Annotated in this window: 12 protein-coding genes and 1 pseudogene; 5 read left to right on the top strand and 8 right to left on the bottom strand. The window is 67.4% G+C overall.

All coding sequences use genetic code 11. The annotated features are described in order from the left end of the window. Positions 1–590: 590 nt before the first annotated feature. The gene (locus OID54_RS00065; protein WP_329011965.1) at positions 591–3,332 is read left to right on the top strand and encodes a helix-turn-helix transcriptional regulator; all 2,742 of its coding nucleotides are present in this window, start codon (positions 591–593) and stop codon (positions 3,330–3,332) included. A gap of 131 nt (positions 3,333–3,463) precedes the next feature. Here the strand turns inward: OID54_RS00065 and OID54_RS00060 are convergent, their stop codons facing one another. Both OID54_RS00060 and OID54_RS00055 read right to left on the bottom strand, forming a co-directional pair. Further along, positions 3,464–4,450 (bottom strand): ABC-three component system protein, encoded by a 987-nt coding sequence (locus OID54_RS00060; RefSeq protein ID WP_329011962.1) that lies wholly within the window; start codon positions 4,448–4,450, stop codon positions 3,464–3,466. Between the two features lie 1,572 nt (positions 4,451–6,022). Then, positions 6,023–7,363, bottom strand: a complete 1,341-nt coding sequence (locus OID54_RS00055; RefSeq protein WP_329011959.1) for a TnsA-like heteromeric transposase endonuclease subunit — start codon at positions 7,361–7,363, stop codon at positions 6,023–6,025. 203 nt (positions 7,364–7,566) lie between these two features. On the opposite strand from OID54_RS00055, the gene OID54_RS00050 reads away from it, so the two are divergent. The 4 genes from OID54_RS00050 (at position 7,567) to OID54_RS00035 (ending at position 13,716) form a co-directional block, all read left to right on the top strand. Beyond that, complete coding sequence (locus OID54_RS00050) at positions 7,567–9,762, top strand: dsDNA nuclease domain-containing protein (protein WP_329011955.1); 2,196 nt, start codon at positions 7,567–7,569, stop codon at positions 9,760–9,762. 306 nt (positions 9,763–10,068) lie between these two features. After that, entirely contained in the window at positions 10,069–11,247 is a 1,179-nt protein-coding gene (locus OID54_RS00045) for a dsDNA nuclease domain-containing protein (RefSeq protein WP_329011952.1), read from the top strand. Then, positions 11,231–11,800, top strand: a complete 570-nt coding sequence (locus tag OID54_RS00040; RefSeq protein ID WP_329011949.1) for a hypothetical protein — start codon at positions 11,231–11,233, stop codon at positions 11,798–11,800. The genes OID54_RS00045 and OID54_RS00040 overlap by 17 nt, the downstream gene beginning before the upstream one ends. Then, entirely contained in the window at positions 11,797–13,716 is a 1,920-nt protein-coding gene (locus tag OID54_RS00035) for a hypothetical protein (protein ID WP_329011947.1), read from the top strand. Before OID54_RS00040 ends, OID54_RS00035 begins: the two co-directional genes overlap by 4 nt. 101 nt (positions 13,717–13,817) lie before the next feature. On the opposite strand, the pseudogene OID54_RS00030 reads toward OID54_RS00035, so the two are convergent. From OID54_RS00030 to OID54_RS00005, 6 genes and pseudogenes are all read right to left on the bottom strand, one after another. After that, positions 13,818–14,852, bottom strand: a pseudogene (locus OID54_RS00030) (helicase associated domain-containing protein); the annotation flags it as partial. Positions 14,853–15,055: 203 nt separating this feature from the next. Then, positions 15,056–15,613, bottom strand: coding sequence for a hypothetical protein (locus tag OID54_RS00025; protein ID WP_329011944.1), 558 nt, complete (start codon positions 15,611–15,613; stop codon positions 15,056–15,058). Positions 15,614–15,682: 69 nt separating this feature from the next. Next, positions 15,683–18,349 (bottom strand): DEAD/DEAH box helicase, encoded by a 2,667-nt coding sequence (locus OID54_RS00020; RefSeq protein ID WP_329011941.1) that lies wholly within the window; start codon positions 18,347–18,349, stop codon positions 15,683–15,685. A gap of 37 nt (positions 18,350–18,386) precedes the next feature. Then, complete coding sequence (locus OID54_RS00015; protein WP_329011938.1) at positions 18,387–18,551, bottom strand: hypothetical protein; 165 nt, start codon at positions 18,549–18,551, stop codon at positions 18,387–18,389. 2 nt (positions 18,552–18,553) lie between these two features. After that, positions 18,554–18,799: a hypothetical protein gene (locus OID54_RS00010; RefSeq protein ID WP_329011934.1), complete on the bottom strand. Its 246-nt coding sequence runs from the start codon at positions 18,797–18,799 to the stop codon at positions 18,554–18,556. 5 nt (positions 18,800–18,804) lie between these two features. Then, positions 18,805–19,023 carry a hypothetical protein gene (locus OID54_RS00005; RefSeq protein ID WP_329011931.1) on the bottom strand — a complete coding sequence of 73 codons (219 nt, stop codon included), beginning with the start codon at positions 19,021–19,023 and terminating at the stop codon, positions 18,805–18,807. Positions 19,024–19,465 lie beyond the last annotated feature (442 nt).

Genomic DNA, 19,465 nt, shown 5'->3' with positions numbered 1-19,465 from the left:
GCGGGCGGTCTAGGGAGCCGTCTTCGTCCGGAAGCGGGGCGGAGCACCTCGGCCAGGCGGGCAAGGCATCTTTGCGTAAGGAGTCCTCTGGTCAACTCTTCACCTTTCATCAACTTGTACGAGTGCATGGCATGGCGGATGCCGGGAGAGAGATGCGCACGGGTCCAACGGGCCGGTGCGCACGCGGTAGGGGCGGGTGCCGTCTCCCGAGGGGGCTCGGCGAAGCCCCTGCCACGGTGCCGCTCCAGGCCCCTTTCGTCCGGGAGGCGTACAGGCTCTCCCGGGCTGGAGAGGGGAGCCGCTACGGAGGGACGGGACGGGCTGTCCCTGCCGTGCGGACGCGAAGTACGGGCGGGGGAGGGGCCTTCGTGGTGCCGGACACGCAACTCCCTTGCGGCGTCGATTTCCGAGTTCCCGGGTGTTCGGACACGACAGCGCATATCGGAGCGCTCTGGCAGGCAGTTGCCGGTGGCGTGCCCGTCATCCTTCCGAAACTCCGTGGTCAGGGCATCGTGGAAAACCACGAACCCGGAGTGAGACCCGCTACGGATGGGAAAGGTGGTTCGAGCAAGTTTCTCTGGGGAGGGCGCATGTCCGAGTTGTTATTCGAGCGGGCCGGGGCACTCGCGGCGGCGGCGCGCGGTGCCTCGTCGGCACGCTCCGGCCGGGGCCGCTGGCTGCTGCTGCGCGGGGAAACGGGATCGGGGCGCAGCGCGCTGCTTGAGGAGATCGTGCGGCGGGAGACGACGGAAGGCACGCTCCGGCTCCTGCGGGCCCGTGCCGCACCGGAGGAGTCCCGTTTCGCATATGCGACGATACGGCAACTCTTACCCCCGTACGGGCCCTTGCCCTTCGATGCACCGGAGGAAGCGGAGGAGCAGCGGATACTCCACCGATTCATGGACGGTCTCGCCACGGATGCCGCCCGGCGACCGGTGCTGCTGGCGGTGGACGGTCTGGACTTCGTCGACGGGCCGTCGCGCCGGTGGCTGTGCCATCTCACCCGCCGACTGGCGGATGTCCCGGCGCTGCTGGTCCTCACCGGTACGGGAGCCTCGGCCGGACCGGGAGGAGGCCGGATCCCCGGTGACGGGGGAAGACTGTGCGAGACGACCGGCGAGGAGATCCCCCTCCCCTCCCTCGGCTCCGACTCCCTCATACAGCTGCTCGCTGCGCGGGGCGTCAGCGAGGAGGCAGCCGACTGGTACGCCGCGATGAGCACAGGCAACCCGATGCTGCTGCACGCGCTACTCGCCGACCTCCCCGAAGGAGCGCTGCCGCACTCCCCGGCCGGTTTCCCCGGCCCCCGCTTCCGCGACGCTCTCCCCCAGTGGCTGAACTCCTCCGACACACCGGCCCGTCACCCGCTCGCCCTGGCGATGGCACTCGCTGGTACCCGGCGGGCGTCCGATCCCGCACTTCTCCACGAGGTGGCCGGCCTCCCGCCGGACGAACGGGCCGAGGCGCGTCTTGTCACTCCGATGCTGCGGATGCTCGGACACCCGGCCGCCCGTGAAGCCGTCATCGGTGCCGCCGACCCCGCCGTACGCGAAGTGTTCCGCCGACGCCTGGCCCACGCTCTCTACGAGCGCGGCGTACCCGCTCCAGAGATCGCCGACCATCTGCTGCGGCTGGGGCGGATAGACGAAAAATGGATGACGCACGCCCTGGAGGACGCCGCCGAGCAGGCGCTCCACTCGGGTCATACGGAGCGGGCCGCGCGGCTGTTGCAGCGAGCCCTGTCGGGGCCTGTGGGTCCCGCCGGGCACAGCGAGATCTGCCTGCGTCTGGCGGCTCTGGAGACACTGCGGTCCACCGAGGCCGGCATCCGCCGCCTCCACGGAGGTCTACAGCGCGCCGATTGCCACGACCCGTACGCGATCGCCTCCGCCCTCAGCGGGGTACTCGCCGCACAGGGCCGCACCCGTACGGCGATCCGAGTGATGGAAGAAGCGGGCGGCAGGCTCGCCGACCAGCGGCTGAGCGTAGCGGTCCGGATCACCGTCGCCGGGATCTCCAACCATGAGGGCCGGGAGTGGCACAGCACGGCCACCGAGATGCGCACCCTGCTCAACACGGCCCCCAGCACCGTGGAACCACCGGTGTATGCCCTGGTCACCCTGCACGAGGCGGGGACGGGGAAACTCGATGCGGCCACGACCGTCGCCCGGATCACCTCCCGTATCAGCACCCCCATTGAACCGGAGCTGCGCGCGGGCTGGCGGATCGCCGCGGCCTCGCTGCTGGAGTGGGCCGATCACCTTGACGAGGCCAGATCCCTCGTCGAACAGGAGCTGCCCCCGCCTCCCGAGCCCCCGGACTTCACCCATATCGGAACCCAGTACCTGCTCACCACCCGAGCCACCGTCGATCTCCGGAGAGGACACTTCCAGCGGCTCATCAGCGAGAACACTCCACTCATGGAGGCCGCACGGAGCCGGGCCGTCCAACTGCCCTATCTGCACGCCATGGTGGCCCTGGCCTGGCACGAGCTCGGACACGGCGAGAAGGCCCAGCAGCAGCTCACGGCACTCGGCCCGGAGCCCGCGTCCGCGTCCTGGGGGTGGGAAGAGGTCCGCTGGGCCCGCGCCCGCATGCACGCGTCCGCGGGCCGCTGGGCGGAAGCGCTCGACAACTATCAGGAGTGCGGCGCCCGGCTGACCGCCCGCGGCTTTGTGATCCCCGTCAGCCAGCCGTGGCGATCCGGCGCGGCCATCGCCCTCGCCCGACTCGGCCGGTACACCGAGGCGGTTGCACTGGCGGAGGAGAACTTGCGGTACGCCCATGTCTGGGGCACCCCCCGTGTCATCGGAGTCGCGCTGCGGGCGCTGGCCGTGGCGACCGGGGGAACCAGGGGCTTGGGTCTTCTCACGGAAGCCGTGGAGTCGCTGCGCGCGGCACCGGCCGTGGTCGAGCTGATCGAGGCGCTGGCCGACCTCGGCCGGGCGCAAGCGGCCGCCGGCCAGCACCGCAAGGCACGCACCAGCCTCCGTGAGGCCATGCACCTGGCCCAGCGGCTCGCCCCCGAGTCCCCAAGGGCCGCACTCTGCGCGGAACCCCGGGTACCGCGCCTGGTAGCCGACATCGGCCACGACCTGAGGTCGGCGGGAACCCGCAAGGGCCACGACGACGGCGCATGCTGCGATCGGCTCTCCGCGGCGGAGCGACGGGTGGTTGACCTCGCTGTCCAAGGGCTGACCAACAGCCAGATCGGTGCTGCTCTGGAGCTGGCGCGCCGTACGGTCGAGAGCCATTTGACGAGTGCCTACCGGAAACTCCGCGTCTCCCGGCGGACCCAGTTGGCCGCCCGGCTCACCATCCCGCCCCCCTGAGCCCGCGCGGGCCTACCGGTTTCGACATCTTCGGCACGGAAAGGGCCGGGGTCGGCTGCAAGAGCCTGAGTGCCGATGGCGGGGCGGCGCCCACCGCATTCTCAGCTCCTGCTGTCCTGCACTGTGGCGCGCTACTTCTTGCCTGCGGTTTTGAAGCGGAACCCGAAGAGTCCGCCGGTTTCGTGTTCGTCGGTCAGGCGGGGGCTGCGGATGTAGGGCTCGGGGTTGAATCCGCGGTGTGAGGCCATTCCCAGGCTGTCGGTGTTGATGGTGACGATGTACTGCAGGTTCTCCTCCTCGGTGACTTCCGCAGCGAGCTTCAGGGCGGCGGCGACCTGCCGGTCGTCGACGCCGTCGTAGAGGTGGCTGTCGTGGACGAGGAAGTCCGGGCCGCGACCGTGTCGGTGCGCCAGGACGGCGAGGGTCAGGTCGAAGCAGAAGATGACCATGTTGCCGATGCCCCGGCTGCCGTCGCTGTCGATGCGCGGGGTGATCGTCAGGCTGTTACGACCAGCCTCAATGGCGAGGTATGCCTCGCGCCCTTGCCCGTAGAGCCGCTGGGCGTAGTGAGAGAACAGCAGGATCGCTTCGTCTGTCTGCTGGCGGCGTTCTTGGAGGTCGGTGTCAACCGCCTGTTGCAGCTCCACACTCTTCGCGGTGATCTGCCGTGCGCTCGCTTCGAGTGTCTGTGCCGCTTCGAAACGGTGGCGCAGTGCTTGGAGTGCGGCCTCTTCGCGTCCGAGAGCCGTCTGCAGTGCTGTGAGGGCCTCCAGGGCTCCGCCCTCAGCGAGGTCTCGAAGGAGCCGTGCCTGGTCTTCGCCCAGGCGTGCCCGCTCGGCACGGCGCGCATGGAGCCGTTCAGTGAGTTCGGTGATCTCCTCTTCCAGGAAGCGCCGGCGGTTGCGGACGACCGAGTGGTGGAAGGTCTTCACGTCCTCGAACCGGCGGCGGACCTGATCGCTGAGAACCACGCCGAGCTCTCGGTAGACAGGCTCCAAATAGTCGATCTCGACGTCGGATGTCTCAGTGACGGCTGCCTGGCCGCCATCTGCTGCTCCTCGTCCGGGACGGGACCGGCCTCGGGGACTGCTACCACTGGGTTGCCTCCTGGCGGGCATCGTAGATCCGCGACGGGCGAAGGACTGAGGCCCGCCCGGATGGCTGCTCGTCTCCGGCGGGGCCGCCGCCGGCATCGTCTGATGTGCCGAGCGGGTCTTCGTCCTCGTCCCAGCCGTCCTCGAACTCTTCGTCGTCGGGCTCATCCAGATCCGCTGGGGTGAAGGCGCCGACCAGGCCGTAGGAGAGGGTCGGGGCGGTGAGAGGGACGGACGGCTCCTGCTGGTTTGGGGCGGGCCCGGCGAGGGAGGCTGCGGCGCTGGCGCGTGCCGCGACGGTCCGCTCGCGGCGGGTGCCTTCCCCGTTACCGGCCCGCCGCAGGAGACGGTCCAGGGCCTGGGCGAGCTGTTGCTCGTGCTCATCGCGATCGCCGCGGCGCTCGACGGTCGCGCGGATGTGCCGCCAGGTGAAGTCGGTGAAGGGCAGGCTTACTCGCTCCTTGTGGATCCAGGGCACCTCCTCCCAGCCGCCAGGCAGCCGCACCCAGATCTGCTGGGGGTCATAAGGGTTGTGGTGCACCTCCCACATCCCGTCCGGGGCCGTCGACTGGAACCCGCGGTGCGGGTTGAGGACCTCATGGTCGTAGGTGCGATAGTCGAAGCGGATGCCGTAATCGTTGATGCCCACCCGCTTGACCGGCATGAGCTCGACATAGTCCTCTTCGCTGAGCAGCACCGGCACATAGCCGGTCACGCCGACCAGCGCGGCCCACATCTCGTTCGGCGACACCGCGAGTTTCGGGGCCAGAGGATGACGCAGGGATGCGTGCCGACGGTGCTGCCAGTCTGCGACCAGCCACTCGTCCAGCAGATCCTGCACCTGTGGCAGCGTCCAGCACGCCTCGTCCCCGACGTGAGAGCCCCGCTGAGTGACGTCGGAGCCGGTGTAACCGGCCACGTACTGAGAGAACCGGTCGCCGATGGTGCGGAACATCCGCTCGACATTTCCCTTGGCCGGGCCGTTGGCCGGAGGCGCCGGCTGCACCGACACCCCCAGGCTGTCGCACGCCGCGGTGAACGAGGCGGAGATGAACACCCGGCCCTGGTCGACGACGACCGTCTCCGGCGTGATCACCGGACGGGCTGCCGCACCCTCCAGCCGCGCGTCCAACGACACCAGCCGCTCGTAGGGGATGACCGACCGCGATATCGCCAGCGCCTCTTCCCACCCTCGGCGCATCCGCATTGGCGTCACCATCTGCGCCAGCAGAACCGCCGCATCCACCGACCCGGTGCCCATCGGCCGCAGCACGGTCGCACAGATACTGCGCGTCGCCACATCCAGGGCGATCGTCAGCTCGGCCTTACCCGCCACCCCGTCGGCCAGGACCACCATCACGTCCAAAGGGGTGCTGTCCAGCATCACCAGCTCACCGGGCCGCAGCGCCACCGTCGGGGTGAACGGCGGAGCCGGCCGTGAGGAGTGACGGCGCCGCTGCGCCGCTGTCCCCAGCAGCCCATGACGGTCCGCGAGGGCGTGCACCAGCCGGTTGAATGTCGAGGCCGGCGGCACCTTTACCGTCCCCACACCGTGGGCGTCCTCCAGAATCCAGCCGACGGTGCGCCGGAGCCGGCTCAGCGTCCCGGTCGACCGCTCCCGCTGCGCCTGGAGTGCCTGCGCGATCGCGGCGACACCCGCTCGTCCGCGCGCCCTATCGGCGAGCGCCGCCGGGCGGCCCGGCCGTCCACCAGCCCCCACAGGCATTGCTCCCGATAGCGGGCCCGCATCCGCCGCACCGTCACCGCACTTGCCGGCTGCCCGGCCGCCGTCAGCTCGGCGGCCTTGGCCTCCTCCCGCTCTGCCATGGTGCGCCGGGCCGGATCGAATTCGGCCCGAGGCGGCTGGTCCTGTCCCGGGACGGGGTATCCGGTCTCGACCTCACGCACGTGCCGCTCCCAGGCGTACGCACGCGCGCGCACCTGTTCAGGCAGCTCCTCCAGGAGCCCGAACGGAGGCACGCCGCGCTGCGGGGCGCCTACCACTTCGAAGTCGGGTTCGGCGAACAGGAAGTTCGCCAGGACAGTGGCCACGGAGTTGTCCGCGTCGACCAGCCGTACGCATGACCCTTCCAGCATGACCACCGTCCAGGTCCGCTTCGCGAAACGCACCTGTGTTCCGGGCTCTAGCACTGTGCCGCTCATGCCTGCCCCCCCTGTGGGGCGGTCCGCCGTCACGGTCACCCGCTCGTGCAAGGGCACCTCGAGGGGGGCCGACAACTTGCCGTGCCACAGCGCGTGGAAGACCACCGGGAAGACCTCCACTGGATCGCCGAGTTCACGCACGCCCTCGATCAGAGGCCGCGGTCGCCGAAAGACCTCGGCCGCGCGCCCGGCAAGTTCGCCGCCCCTGTAGCGGGGGTGCCGGTACCCGGCCAGCCAGCGCAGATTGGCCGCCAGAACCGGATCAGGAGGGCGCAGAACCCTGTACTGCCACCCTGCTGCCGCGGCCGCGGCCTTCATCACCGCCGCCCGACAGGCCAGGCGCGGTGAGATGTCCCCGTGCCCGGCGCAGTCCGCCAGCAGACCCCTGCCTTCCGCGAGCCGGGCCATCAGATGCGGTGCGTGCCGCACCCAGGTTCCGTCACGTTTACGCCAGGTGAATTCCACCGGGCGGCATGCAATGGCCTCGACCGAAGGATCCCGGTCCAGCAGCATCACCTGGGTGCGCATGACACCAGACCCGTAGTGCACCAGCCGCCCGTTCGTTGCCGACCACCACCAACCCGGCGCAAAACGACGGCCAGGACGCACGGGAAAGGGCCGCACCGGGCCGCAGTCCTCCAACGCGACCTCCCGTGCGACGTCTCGCCAGCACATCAGCCGCTCACTGCACGCAGGATCGACGAAGCGCGCCATCAGGTGGTCGTCGGCTCCCTCCGCGAACTCTCCGCTTGCCTCGCCGCCTTGTCGCCTCACGTCTGACAGCCAAATGCATGCCGGGCGGCCGGGTACGTGATCTGGCTGCTCCCACCCCGAACGGGTGAACACAATCCGCTGCCGAAGAGGGAGACCTCAGTGAGGGAAGGACACGCTGGCTTCACGAGTTCCGCCGAAGTGATCGACTCGCCAGTCGAGTACCGCTTACGCTGCGTGCTTGGGGAGAGTGGGCTGGGGGGTACATGGTTGATCCGATTGCGACTGCTGCCCTGAACGCGGGTTCGGCGACACTGCGGGGCTACGAGTACCAGACTCATGTGGCTGCACAGGCCGTCCTGGAGATGCTCGCTGATGAGGCAGTACGGCATGTGACATGCGAGCACATTGAGGACGTCATCATCGCCCGCAGTGAGGGGCAGGCCAAGGGCGGTCTGTTTTGGGAGTTTCAACAGATCAAGACGCGGGAAGTGGCCACTCCTTGGGCATTCAGAGACGTGCTCGCAAAGAGGCCGTTGCAAAGCCTGTGGCGTACGTATGGAACGTTGAAAGACCAGGGACTCTCCTACAGGCTAACGGCTGCCGTTGAGGGATTTCTTGATCCTGCCGATGCGCTCGTTACTGCTCTTGCGCACGGAGAAGGGGCCGACAACGAGCACTGTATGGAGCGGGTGACTGCCCACCTGAAAGCTGACGCCAAGGAGGTCTCTGCCTTCTTGGGCCTGATCCGTATCCAGGAACTTCCCAGGAGCGAAGACATCGAGGAACGTAACGTCGCGTTCCTTCGCGAACTGGGCTCGCCGTTGACCGGTACTGAAATTAGCGGTCTCTACGCCGAGCTCGTGCACCGTGTCAGGAAGGCGATGCAAGGCCGCCTGGATCCTCGGTGGACTGAGCAGTCAGGAGTGCAGGACCTGCCTGCGGGGCTGCTGGGGAAGCGCGTCGGGCCCAGCGCGGTTGCCGATATCCGTCAGCGCCTGCAACTACCTGATCGCATGCTGTTGACCGGCTTCTCACAGCGCGGAGGAGTCGACACAGCGCAGACCAGTGAAGTGCGGAGTGGCGCAGCAGCCCCGTACGAGGCTTGCGGTCTGCGCAAGGACTATGCCTGCGAGAAGTTCCCCTTCCACCGTCAAGAGGACGGCATGGCTGACGTCTTCTACGCGACGCACAAGCCGACCGGCACGCCCGTCGTCCTCAAGAAGCTACGCGGCCAGTACCCGCACCTCGACAAGAAAGCCCGGATGACCCGTGAGATCGAGGTGGGCCGTCTTCTGAGCGACCATCCGAATGCGATGCCGGTCTGGGACGCCAGCGCCGACGGCACGTGGTTCGTCATGCCCAAGGCGCAGGCTGTCGCAACGGAATGCCTCGATGACCTCAAGGATCCGGCCGTACTACGGGACCTGATTGAGAGCCTGTGCTCGGTGCTGATCGCTGCGCATGGGATGCAGGCACCGGGCGCCCCTCACGGATGGATACATCGGGACATCAAGCCGTCTAACGTACTTCGGCTTGATGGGCGATGGGTTCTTGCCGACTGGGGCATTGTGCGTCGTCCGCCTGGCCAGACCACGCATGCGCAGCGCACCCGGCTTGGGGCGAGCATGGGATCTGAGGGCTTTGCCGCTCCGGAGTTGAGCTTCGATGCCCATAGTGCCGGTCCGCCGACTGACGTCTACAGCCTGGGGCAGCTGATCGGCTGGGCGGTCACACGCAGGAACCCGCAGCAGAATATTCCACTCATACCGGACTCTGGGCCCTGGCGCGCGGTCGTCCGAGGAGCAACGCGTACGGACCCCGGGAGACGGCCGGCAACGGTGCAAGCGTTCCTTGACCTCATCGCCCAGGAGATCGACACACCCCCCACGCCGCCCGTAGTACATGCCGAAACGCTCCGTGATGCTTTGAGCGATGGAGCAGCGAATGCCTCAGAGGAGTTGGTGGCCCTGGCGGCTGCCCACCCCGACGACGCTGCTCTGTACTGCGACGTACTTCTCAATGTTGATCCTTTGGCGCTCATGCCGGCGTTGTTGGCTGACCCTCCCCGAGCCCTTGAGATTGTCCGGGCGATGCCCGACCTTCTGGGCACACACCGCTCAATAGAGCGTGGTGAAGTCGACGCCGTCATCCTGTGGCTGTTCACCGTCGCACGCCATGCCGCTAATGCTGCGCAGTTGGATCTGCTGGAGGTTTGCTGCAACGGCGCCTTCACCTGGGACGCCTTGTGGGACCAGTGGAGGCCGCAGGATGAGATCAGGCCCTGGCTGCGCACCCTGACAGGGGATGCCGCCGGCTCAGTCGCAGGAGCTCTGCGCGACCATCCCGACTGCGCACGCCACTTCTCCTCACTGGCCAACGAGATGCGAGTCGATCACCGGATCCGTTCGGCAGTCTCACCACCTTTGCCGGGCGCGACCGGCACCGCCGGGTCAACGTAGGGGGCGGCGCGACTATGCCCGGTACCTCGTCTTCAGCGCGTCCCGGTGTGGCTGGGGCCGGGTCGAGTGACGCTGGGAACCATGGGCAGGCGTAGTCGACTTCGATGGTGCTGAAGGCTTCGTCCGGCCAGGGGGCGGTGTCGTTGTCGGTGGTGATGAGCTGGAGGCCCGAGCCGTAGGCGTCCGCCGAAGAGGGACCCGTCCCCAGTGAGGGAACAGTGGCTCCACGAGTTCCGTCGAAGCGATCGACTGGCCAGTGTTGTACCGCTTACGCTGCGTGCTTGGGGAGAGTGGGCTGGGGGGTATATGGCTGATCCGATTGAGACCGTTGCTCCGGACGATTCTGGTTCGGTCACGCTGCGGCGGTACGAGTATCAGGTTCATGTGGCTGCGCAGGCCATCCTGGAAATGCTCGCTGACGAGCCGGTACGCCATGTGACCTGCGAGCACATCGAGGACGTCATCGTTGCCCGCGGCAGCGAGGAGCAGACCAAGGGCGGCCTCTTCTGGGATTTTCAGCAGATCAAGACACGGGACACGACCACGCCCTGGGCGCTTACGGACGTTCTCGCCAAGGGACCGTTGAAGAGCTTGTGGCGCACGTACGGGGCGGTGAAGGACCAGGCGCTCTCATACGGGCTCACAGCTGGGCTGGAGGGTTACCTCGATCCCGCCGACGCACTCGTCACCGCTCTCGCACATGGGGGAGGGGCGGATAACGAGCGGTGCTTGAGGCGGGTGACAGCCCACCTGAAGGCTGACATCAAGGAGGTTTCAGCCTTCCTGGGCCTGGTCCGCATCCGGGAACTGCCCAGACGCGAGGACATCGAGCTGCGCAACACCGCCTTCCTCCACGAGCTCGGCCCGTCCTTGACCGGTGCGGAGATCACCGGCCTCTACACCGAACTCGTACGCCGTACTCGGGAGGCAATGCAGGGCCGTTTGGGCCCGCGGTGGGCCGAGCAGCTAGCGGTGCAGGACCTGCCTGCGAAACTGTTGAGGAAGCGCATCGGCCCCGGCACCGTCGCAGACCTCCGACAGCGTCTGATGCGCCCTGACCACGTACTGCTGACTGATGTATCGCAGCGTCTCAGCGGAGTCGAGACAGCGTTGGTCCGCAAGCTACGCCGGGGCGCGGCGACGGACGATGTAATCCAGGAAGCTCAGATGGTCCGCGCGCATGCCGACATTCACCGTATGAAGCAGCAGTCCCTGGGCACGTGGCCGGCTGACCCGGCCATCGAGGCGGACCTGGACGAGCGGCTGCTGCTGGTCGCGCGCCGTACCATCCGCAGGCACGCGGCAGATCCTCGCCCAGCGAACGCCATCTTCGACGGCCTCCAGACCACTCTCGAAACCAGCGCCGCTACCCACGACCGCTGGCCCCTCTATGCCCGGGACGGCGTGCTGCTCATGGGCCGGGCGTGCGCCATCTCCGACGAATGCCGTTTCGACTGGGGGACTGGCCATGAGTCTCCTGCCTGATATCGCCCCGCCCCCCACTGCGCCCCCGGAGTATCCAGACGGACTCCCTCCTTCCGTCGACGCCCAAGCCAGGCTTCTTGTCCTCATCGACGCCTTCTCCGAGACAGCAGCATCCAAAGGCATCGAAGGCAGGATGAAGCTCGCCAAACTTGACTTTCTCCTGCGCTACCCCGAGCACTTCAACCATTTGATGGCCGAGCGCCGACCCGACGCCGACCCAGGCGACGATCCGTGGCTGACAGGAGCCATCGAGCAGAGCATGATCCGCTATCGCTATGGCCCCTGGGACCCCGCTTACTACGCCCTCCTCGGTGCTCTGACAGGCAAGGGCCTCATCGAGCCCAAGCACGAGAACGCGGTCGCGACCTACCGCACCACGCCAGCCGGAAGAGCGGTTGCGCAAGCCCTTGCCGAATCCGAAAGCTGGCGCCCCGTACGCGATCGGGCCCGGCTCCTGCGCCGGCACTTCAACCTCACCGGCACCACTCTCAAAGACATGATCTATCGAGCGTTCCCCGACATCGTCGAGGCGGACTGGGGGACACAGCTGTGAGAATCCGGATCGAAGAACTGCACCTGGTCGGAACCAGCCGCCGCATCCGGTTCGAGCGTGGGATGAACGCCATTACTGGCGCCATGAGCGGCGGTAAGACGGCGACGATCAGCTGCCTTCGGGCCTTGCTCGGCGCCGATGTAAGCGTCGTCCCCGAGCTCCGAGGGCGCACCATGGCCGGCACCGTACTCATCGGCGACCGCCGCTTCCGCATCGTCCGCCCCCTTGTCACCACGACGACCGCCAAGGTCGATATCGCCGAGATCGGAGGCCAAGAGGAAGCCTGGCGGTTGCCGGCCAGCGAACTCCAGGCCGGCTACGACCACACCTTCCGCGACTGGCTCCTCGACCGCCTCGGCCTGCCTCGCATCAAGGTGCCGCGAGCCCCAACCGACCAAACGAGCCCGCTTGTCCCCGTGACGGCAAGCGACTACCTCATGTACTGCGTCCTGAGACAGAAGGAGATCGACGCCTCTGTCTTCGGCACCGCTGACAACCACGCGAAGAACATCAAACGCCGCTACGTCTTCGAGATTTTGTACGGCATCCATGACCCTGAATCCACCGGACTTCGGGAACGGCTTCGCGAAGTGTCCACGGAGCTCAAGGCCCTCACTGCGGACTCCGTCACCCTGGAACGACTCTTGGCTGAGACAGCCTTCGGCTCACAAGCCCAGCTGGAGGTGCAGCGCACAGCCACTGAGACCAAGCTTCGGGCGGCACGCACAGCGGATCAGCAACTAACGAGTGAGCTCACCGACCCTTCCACGGTGACCCTGCGCTCTCGGATTGCTGATGCTGAAAGCGAACTCGCGCGCATCGACATGGCTACCGCCGCGGAATCTGCGGCGGTAGCCAACCTGCGCGAGCTACACGACCAGCTCATCGCCCAAAGCCGTCGCCTCACCCGCGCACTCGTCGCGGAACGGCTTCTCAACGACTTCGAGTTCCACACCTGTCCCCGTTGCGGGTCCGGCATCCCAGAGCGCGGTGACGACCACACCTGCCGACTGTGCCTGCAGACCCCTCCGCAGACCGCGGCACCGTCATCCCTCGCCAGCGAGCAGGACCGGGTGATCGAGCAGGTTTCGGAAACCAAGCAACTCATCGAGCGCAGCACGAAAAGAATCGAAGAACTCCAGGCCGCACGCGCAGGCCACGCCCGTCTCCGCAACGACCTCGGAGCACAGCTAGACCGAGCCACGTCAGCCTTCGTCAGCGATCAGACCGACCGCATCCGCGCCACCGCCGCCGAACAAGCCCGGCTTGAAGAACGCTTGATCAGCCTGGAACAAGCCCTGTCGTTGTACGAGCGTTCCCAGAAGCAGGCACGCCGCATCGCCGAGCTTGAGCAGGAACAAGAATCTCTCAACGCGAGCATCGACGCTTCCAGGCACAGCAACCCTGCCGTCCAAGAACGACTGCGGAAACTCGATGAAGCCTTCGAGACGATCCTCCGCGCCTTCGACACCCCACGATTCGAAGAACCGGCAGGCACGTACATCAGTCGCAAGACGTACCTGCCCATCGTCGACGGCCGGTCCTTCTCAGACCTCGGCTCTCAGGGAGTGGAAGTCCTCGTCAACGTGGCGCACGTCCTCGCACACCAACTTGTTGCCCTGCGGGACAACAGCATTCCGCTCCCGAACATCCTGATCATCGACGGCCTCAGCAACAACGTCGGCCACGAAGGCATCGATCTCGAGCGGCTACGCAAGATGTACACCACCCTGCTCAGCGCTGCCCTCCAGCACATCGATGACCTGCAGATCATCGTGGCGGACAACGATCCCCCGCCCATCTCGGGAGTTCACCGCGCGCTAAAACTGTCGGACACCGATCGCCTCGTCCCAGAAGCGACCGCCGGGCAAGAGGCCCCGGACACAGAAATTGATCAGAGTGGCGACAGCAGCTGAGACACCAGTCGAATCTGCAACCCGCAGTCCCGGCAGGCGTTCCCTTGGGGACTGCGGGCTCGGCGCTGTCTGGTTAGCGCACCGATGGGTCGGTGCCAGAGTCATGCCCAAGCGATACCGAGCTCCCGTAGGGCAACGAGTTGCTCCTGAGTGAGCTTGTCCCGCCTCGACTTGGTGTTCGAGACCCACACGCCAAGCTTCACCGGCACCGGCTCGTCCTGGCCATCGACCTCGATCTCGACGACCGCGCCGCGTGGGACCGGCCGATTGCCTTCCCGCTCGACCCACTGGGTGAGGGCCGCGAGGCCGCGTTGGAATGCTTGCTGCGCTTTGCTCGGCCCCTTCGTCGTGTGGCTTGCCGTCGGGGCGTGGGCCGGGGCCTGGTCGGGCTGTAGGCCCAGCTTCAACAGCCGCTGCTGCTGCTCCTCGGAGAGCTGTTTCCAGGTGCCCGGGTTCTTCTGGCGCTCCAGCCATCGTCCGATGTCATCGTCCTCGAACAGCACCCCGGGCTGAATCTCGGGCAGGGCGCCATCGCCCTCGTCGGCGGCTAGGTCGTGTAGTACGGCGTAGTGGCGTTGCCAGTCGAGTGGCCAGGGGCAGTTCCAGTCCTCATCGATCGCGGTGAGCTGTGCCGCGCGTGCGGCAGCCCGCTTCGGGTCTTTGCCGAGGCCATCCTTGCGGCGGAGGTTGGCCATGTGCTGTCCAACCGGCACCAGGCCTTCTCCCTCGCCTTCGCCCCAGAGGGTGTCTTGTCGGGGTGCGAGGTGCCCGTGCGTACGGTGGTAGGAGCGGAGGGCGGCGAGTTTGTTCTCCCATGCTTCGTCGCCTGGTTCCCAGACCATTCCGGCTTCGTCGAGGAGGGTTTTGCGGTGGGGGTCGAGTTCTCCGGCCCGCAGCGCTTTTCTCTGTTGGTGCACCCATCGGCCAAGCGGGAACGTCTTCGTCGTTCCGACTGGGGTCTCGACGTCATAGGCGACGGCATACAGGCCGGTGATCCCGTTCTCAGCTCGCCAGCGGGTGAGGGCTTGGTAGCCCTCGAGCCAGACCAGGGACTGGGGCCGGATGACGCGGCAGCGGGTGAGGGCGGCGATGTCGGCGGCGTCGCGGGGGGTAGCGAAGTTGCTGAGTCTCGCTTCGTCGCCCGGGAAAATTCTCACGGAGATGTCCGACTGGTAGAGAGAGGAATCTCCTGATGGCAGGGCATGGGCTACGTGTAGCGGCGGCGCACTTGCTGAGAAATCTGCGTGCTGGCTCGTGAGAAAAGCCTGTTCAGTGACGCGGGAATCCATAGTTCCGGAGCCCCGTGCGCATGCGGTTCAGCAGCCGGCGGCCGGGAGCCTCAGCTCGGTGTGAAGGGCTCGACCGCCACGGTGCCGTCGCCGGTCATTACGGCTTGCCCGGCGAGTTGGGTGAGGAGTTGTTCAGGCGTGATTCCGTACCGTTGGCTCAGGCTCAGGCTCCGGATACGGCGTCCGATGGTGGCGTTGAGCCGGATGTCGGCGTTGAGTTCGTGGACCGCGTCCCGCTGCCGCTGCTCGGTCTCGCGGGCTCGGGTGAGGACGCTTTGCCGCCAGCTCTCGTAGTCCGCGGCGCACCGGCTGCCCACCTCATCCCGCGCGGGCACATACGATTCCCAGTTCTGCGCCCGCGTTAGGTCGAGCACGTGGCGCCACTCGGCGACGCGGGCCGCGCAGTCGGCCGCTTCGACCTCGGGGTCGGGCATGAATGATGGCCGTCCGGGCGACGGCTGCCGCACTTCCGCCTCGGCCTCGGCCGCGTATCCCTCGGCGTCCGCGAGCGCCGCCTCGATATCGCCCACGCTCATTCCGTCGGCACGGCGGCACACACCGATCCGCGCCCGGAGGGTCTCCTCGTCGAGCCACAGAATGTTCTCCACCGGCTTCTCTTCTGCTCGTTCCTGTTCCGGATGCTGGCCCGCGCTCTGCGGGCTCGCCGTTGACCGCGGCTACGCCGCCCACTCCATGCCCAACTCCCGTAGTGCGTCCCGCTGCTCCGCGGTGAGCTTGTCCCGCCGGCTCTTGGTGTTGGAGACCCACACACCCAGCTTCACCACCACTGGTTCCGTCTGGTCGTCGACCGCGATCGGTTCGGCGTGTCCTCTCGGTACGGGCCGGCCCGCGCCTTCCCGTTCCACCCACTGCGCGAGGGCTGCGAGGCCGCGTTGGAACGCCGCCTGGGCTTTGCCCGTCCCCTTCGCCACGCCAGCCGCTGCTGGGGTGGGAGTCGGAACCCCACCAGGCTTCACGCCCAGTGCGGTTAGCCGCTCCTGCTGTTCACTGGTGAGTTGTTTCCAGGTGCCTGGTTCTTGTTGCCGTGCGAGCCATGTGCCGATGTCATCGCTGTCGAAGTGGACGCCGGGTTGGATGTGGGGCAGGTAGCCGTCGGCGTCGACGAGGTCGGCGAGGACGCGGTAGTGGCGTTGCCAGTTGAGTGGCCAGGGGCAGTTCCAGTCCTCATCGATCGCGGTGAGCTGCTGCGCGCGCATGGTGGCTCGCTCCGCGTCCTTGCCCAGGCCGCCTTTCCGGCGGAGGTTGGCGAGGTGCTGCCCGATGGGCACCATCGCCTCGCCCTCGCCCCACACCGCGTCCTGACGTGGCGCGAGGTGCCCCGTGGCCCGCCGATACGACCGGAGTGCGGCGAGCTTGCTCTCCCACGCTTCCTCGCCCGGCTCCCAGACCATCCCGGCTTCCGGGGCGTCCAGCAGGGTTTTGCGCCGCTCCTCCAGTTCACCTGCCCGCAGCGCCTTCCGCTGCTGGTGCACCCACCGCCCGAGGGGGAAGTCCTTCGTCACCCCCACTTCGACCTCAACGTCATAGGGCACGGCGTGGACGCCGGTGATCTGGTTCTCTTTCCGCCAGCGGATGAGGGCTTGGTAGCCCTCTAGCCACACCAGCGACTCGGGCCGGTACACCCGGGTGCGCAAGAAGGCGGCGATGGTCGCCGCGTCCCGGGGTGTGGAGAAGTGCAGCAGCGCCGCTTCGGCGGCGGCCTGGGTGTCGTCGTCCTCTTGGTCGTCGCCGTCACCCTCGCCACCGGCCCCGACGATCTGTCCGTCCTCGTCACGCCGGACATGAATCTTGCGCTTCCCGCTGGTGAGCGCACGGGAAGCGAGCTGCTCAACAAGTCGCTCATCATGCGAGCGCAGGCCCTGGAGGACTGCTACAAGTGGGCGAAAACTGGCGGAAGCAACCATATCGGTCGGGTCTTCGCCGGGTTCCAGGAAGACCGGCACGAGGATGCGCGCGATCTTCGTGCTGCCGTCCTTGTTGAGCCGTAGCGCGCGGCCGATGTTCTGGACGATCTCGACTTGGGAGCCGCGGGTGTCGGCGAAGCAGATCGAGTCGACGCCCCTGGTGCCGGTGATGTCGACGCCTTCTCCGAGAACGCGAACGCTGGCGAGGAACGCGCGGTGCACCCGGCGCCCGGCCGCGTCGATGCCGTTGGCGAATTGACGCAGTGCCTCCCGGCGTTCGGCCACCAGGTGGTCGCCGCACAGCCACGCCGACCAGACACGGTCCGGGGGTACGTGGCGTCCGGCTTCCAGCTCGTAGAACTCCGCGTCGATCGACGACCTCGGCAGCTTGTCCGCGGCGGCCAGGTCATCACCTGTGGTGTCGTTGGCGTACAGCGCGGCCGCGGTCTCCGGCAGCTTCTCCGCGAACGTGGCTGCTTCCTCGACCTTCTGGTGGAACGTCATGACGGTACGGAGGTTGTACGCTGCCGCGTGCTCCAAGAGTGCGGTTTGCAGCAGGGCCAGGCGCCGGCCCCGCTTCGCCTCTTCGGACTCTCCGAGGACCGGCGAGGGGTCGCGGATTTCCAGGACGTCGATCTCGAACCCGGCGAGGATCTCCCGCTCGATCGCCTCGCTCAAACCGAGCTCGGCCAGCCACGGCCCGTAGGTTGGCGAGTCCTGGCCCATCGAGGCCAGCTCTACTTCCTGCCCGTCCGCGCCCTTCTGCGGCCGGGGTGCGGCGAGGATGCGCGGGGTCGCGGTGAGGTAAAGCCGGAAGTCGGCGGGGATGCGGGTGTTGTCGTGGATGGCCGCCCATGGACGGCCAAGATCCCCAGCGGTTCCGTGCGCCTCATCCACGATCGCGAGGTCGAACGGGCTCATCTGCTGCCCGTAGAGCCGCTCCCCGCCCGCCAGGGCGGCCTCCAGCGGCCCGCGAACCTTCCGCTGGCCCAACGGTGCGTCGATGTCCTCGCGGTCCACCAGCGAGGCGTAGGTAGCGAACACGACGACCGGCCCCGACCCGGCCCACAGGGCGAGCTGGATCGGATTCGTCGTGGTCCGTACGCCCAACTCGTTCAGCACCGCGTCGTTCTCCAGCGAGCACACCGCGACCATCGGCGCCCGGTGGCCCACCAGGCGCCATGCCTGGGCAGTCTGCGCGAGCAGGTCCAAGGTCGGCAGGGTCACGAGGATCCGGCCGCCCGCGAACGACTCCAGCGCGCACGCGGCGGCCGTGATCGTCTTGCCCGAGCCGGTCGCTGACACGATCGTGCCTCGGGCACCCTGCGGGGGCACGGATGACCTTGCAGGGAATCCCACCCACCGACGAAACGCGGACCGCTGATCTACCTGATGTTCCTTGAGTCGAATCGCTGACATTTCCTTGCCTCCCCGAGCATTGAATTCGTGTGGTGTTTCAGACGGCCGCGTGCGGAATGCAGGCGGGGCCCGAGTCGTTCCAGATCGACACATCAGCCTTGTGCCAGCCGCCCGGGTTTCCGTCCCTGAACCCCGGCAGATCGTCCGGGTCGTAGTGCCCGGCATCGAGCGTGCAGACCACGACGCCCCCGCCGCTGCTCACCGTCAGGGCCGTGCACAGACCGCCGGCCTCACCCAGCGCCTCCAGCGCCCGGCGCCGCGCCGCGCCGTGGTCTGCGGATGGGCGGACGGCAGCACGGACTCCCGGACGAACCTCTCCAGCCGCACCAGAGAGACCCGCTCACGCCGCCTCACGTCCGCCATGTGTACAGCCAGTTCAGCAGCCCCGACAGACCGACCGCCACGCCGTGACCAGTCCCGATCCGCGATGCCCACCAGAGCCTCGCTCATCGTCGTCACACCTTCGTCCCAGCCGTCCGCGAAAGCGGGCCACGCGAACGCGGCGCCATGCCACCCAACTCGACCACCTCGCCCGCGGACACGCCCTGCGCCTCCAGAAGCGCGAACAGCTTTAACCGGGCGTTCACGCCCGCCGTCTGATACTGACTCACCCGCCGCACAGAATCGCTGCTCAGCGCGGGATCAGGTCCAGTAGATTCCTGGTGACCGGTCATCTACGGTCACTCCTCTCGAAATTCCGGGGAGATCCCGGGCGGTTGGGGGTGTCCTTTGTTTTCGCCAACGGTACATGGTGCATCTTCCTGATGCACCCGCTACACTCAAACCCAACACGAACGAGCAACCCCCACCCCTTTCCAGCCAGCCAAGCCCGCGCCAGCGGGCTCCAATCGTTGTGGAGGCGCAGCCAGAACAACCGTCAGGTGGGGGAGCGCAGCGGACCCACCTCCAAGGGTCTGGAGTGAAACGAAAGACTCACTCTGGCCAGGCACAGCCTGGCTACGTCTCGGAAGCGCAGCGGACGAGACGTCACCTCCCTTGCGCAGCAAGGGAGGTGAGTGTGATGCGCAGCATCACACCAGCGCTCCCGCGGAGCGGGAGCGCAACACCCAGGCGCAGCCTGGGTGTTCGCTTGCACCTCGCGCAGCGAGGTGGTAC

Origin of the sequence: Streptomyces sp. NBC_00690 (assembly GCF_036226685.1) — a bacterium.
In the GTDB taxonomy this organism is placed as follows: Bacteria; Actinomycetota; Actinomycetes; order Streptomycetales; family Streptomycetaceae; genus Streptomyces.
Note: the sequence above shows the minus strand (reverse complement) of the source record. Positions and strands in the feature narration are given on the sequence as shown.

What these genes read in the sequence shown, in the direction of transcription:
- OID54_RS00065 (WP_329011965.1), top strand. Translation starts at nt 591, where the DNA reads ATGTCCGAGTTGTTATTCGAGCGGGCCGGGGCACTCGCGGCGGCGGCG.
- OID54_RS00060 (WP_329011962.1), bottom strand. Translation starts at nt 4,450, where the DNA reads ATGCCCGCCAGGAGGCAACCCAGTGGTAGCAGTCCCCGAGGCCGGTCC.
- OID54_RS00050 (WP_329011955.1), top strand. Translation starts at nt 7,567, where the DNA reads ATGGTTGATCCGATTGCGACTGCTGCCCTGAACGCGGGTTCGGCGACA.
- OID54_RS00045 (WP_329011952.1), top strand. Translation starts at nt 10,069, where the DNA reads ATGGCTGATCCGATTGAGACCGTTGCTCCGGACGATTCTGGTTCGGTC.
- OID54_RS00040 (WP_329011949.1), top strand. Translation starts at nt 11,231, where the DNA reads ATGAGTCTCCTGCCTGATATCGCCCCGCCCCCCACTGCGCCCCCGGAG.
- OID54_RS00020 (WP_329011941.1), bottom strand. Translation starts at nt 18,349, where the DNA reads ATGTCAGCGATTCGACTCAAGGAACATCAGGTAGATCAGCGGTCCGCG.
- OID54_RS00010 (WP_329011934.1), bottom strand. Translation starts at nt 18,799, where the DNA reads ATGAGCGAGGCTCTGGTGGGCATCGCGGATCGGGACTGGTCACGGCGT.
- OID54_RS00005 (WP_329011931.1), bottom strand. Translation starts at nt 19,023, where the DNA reads ATGACCGGTCACCAGGAATCTACTGGACCTGATCCCGCGCTGAGCAGC.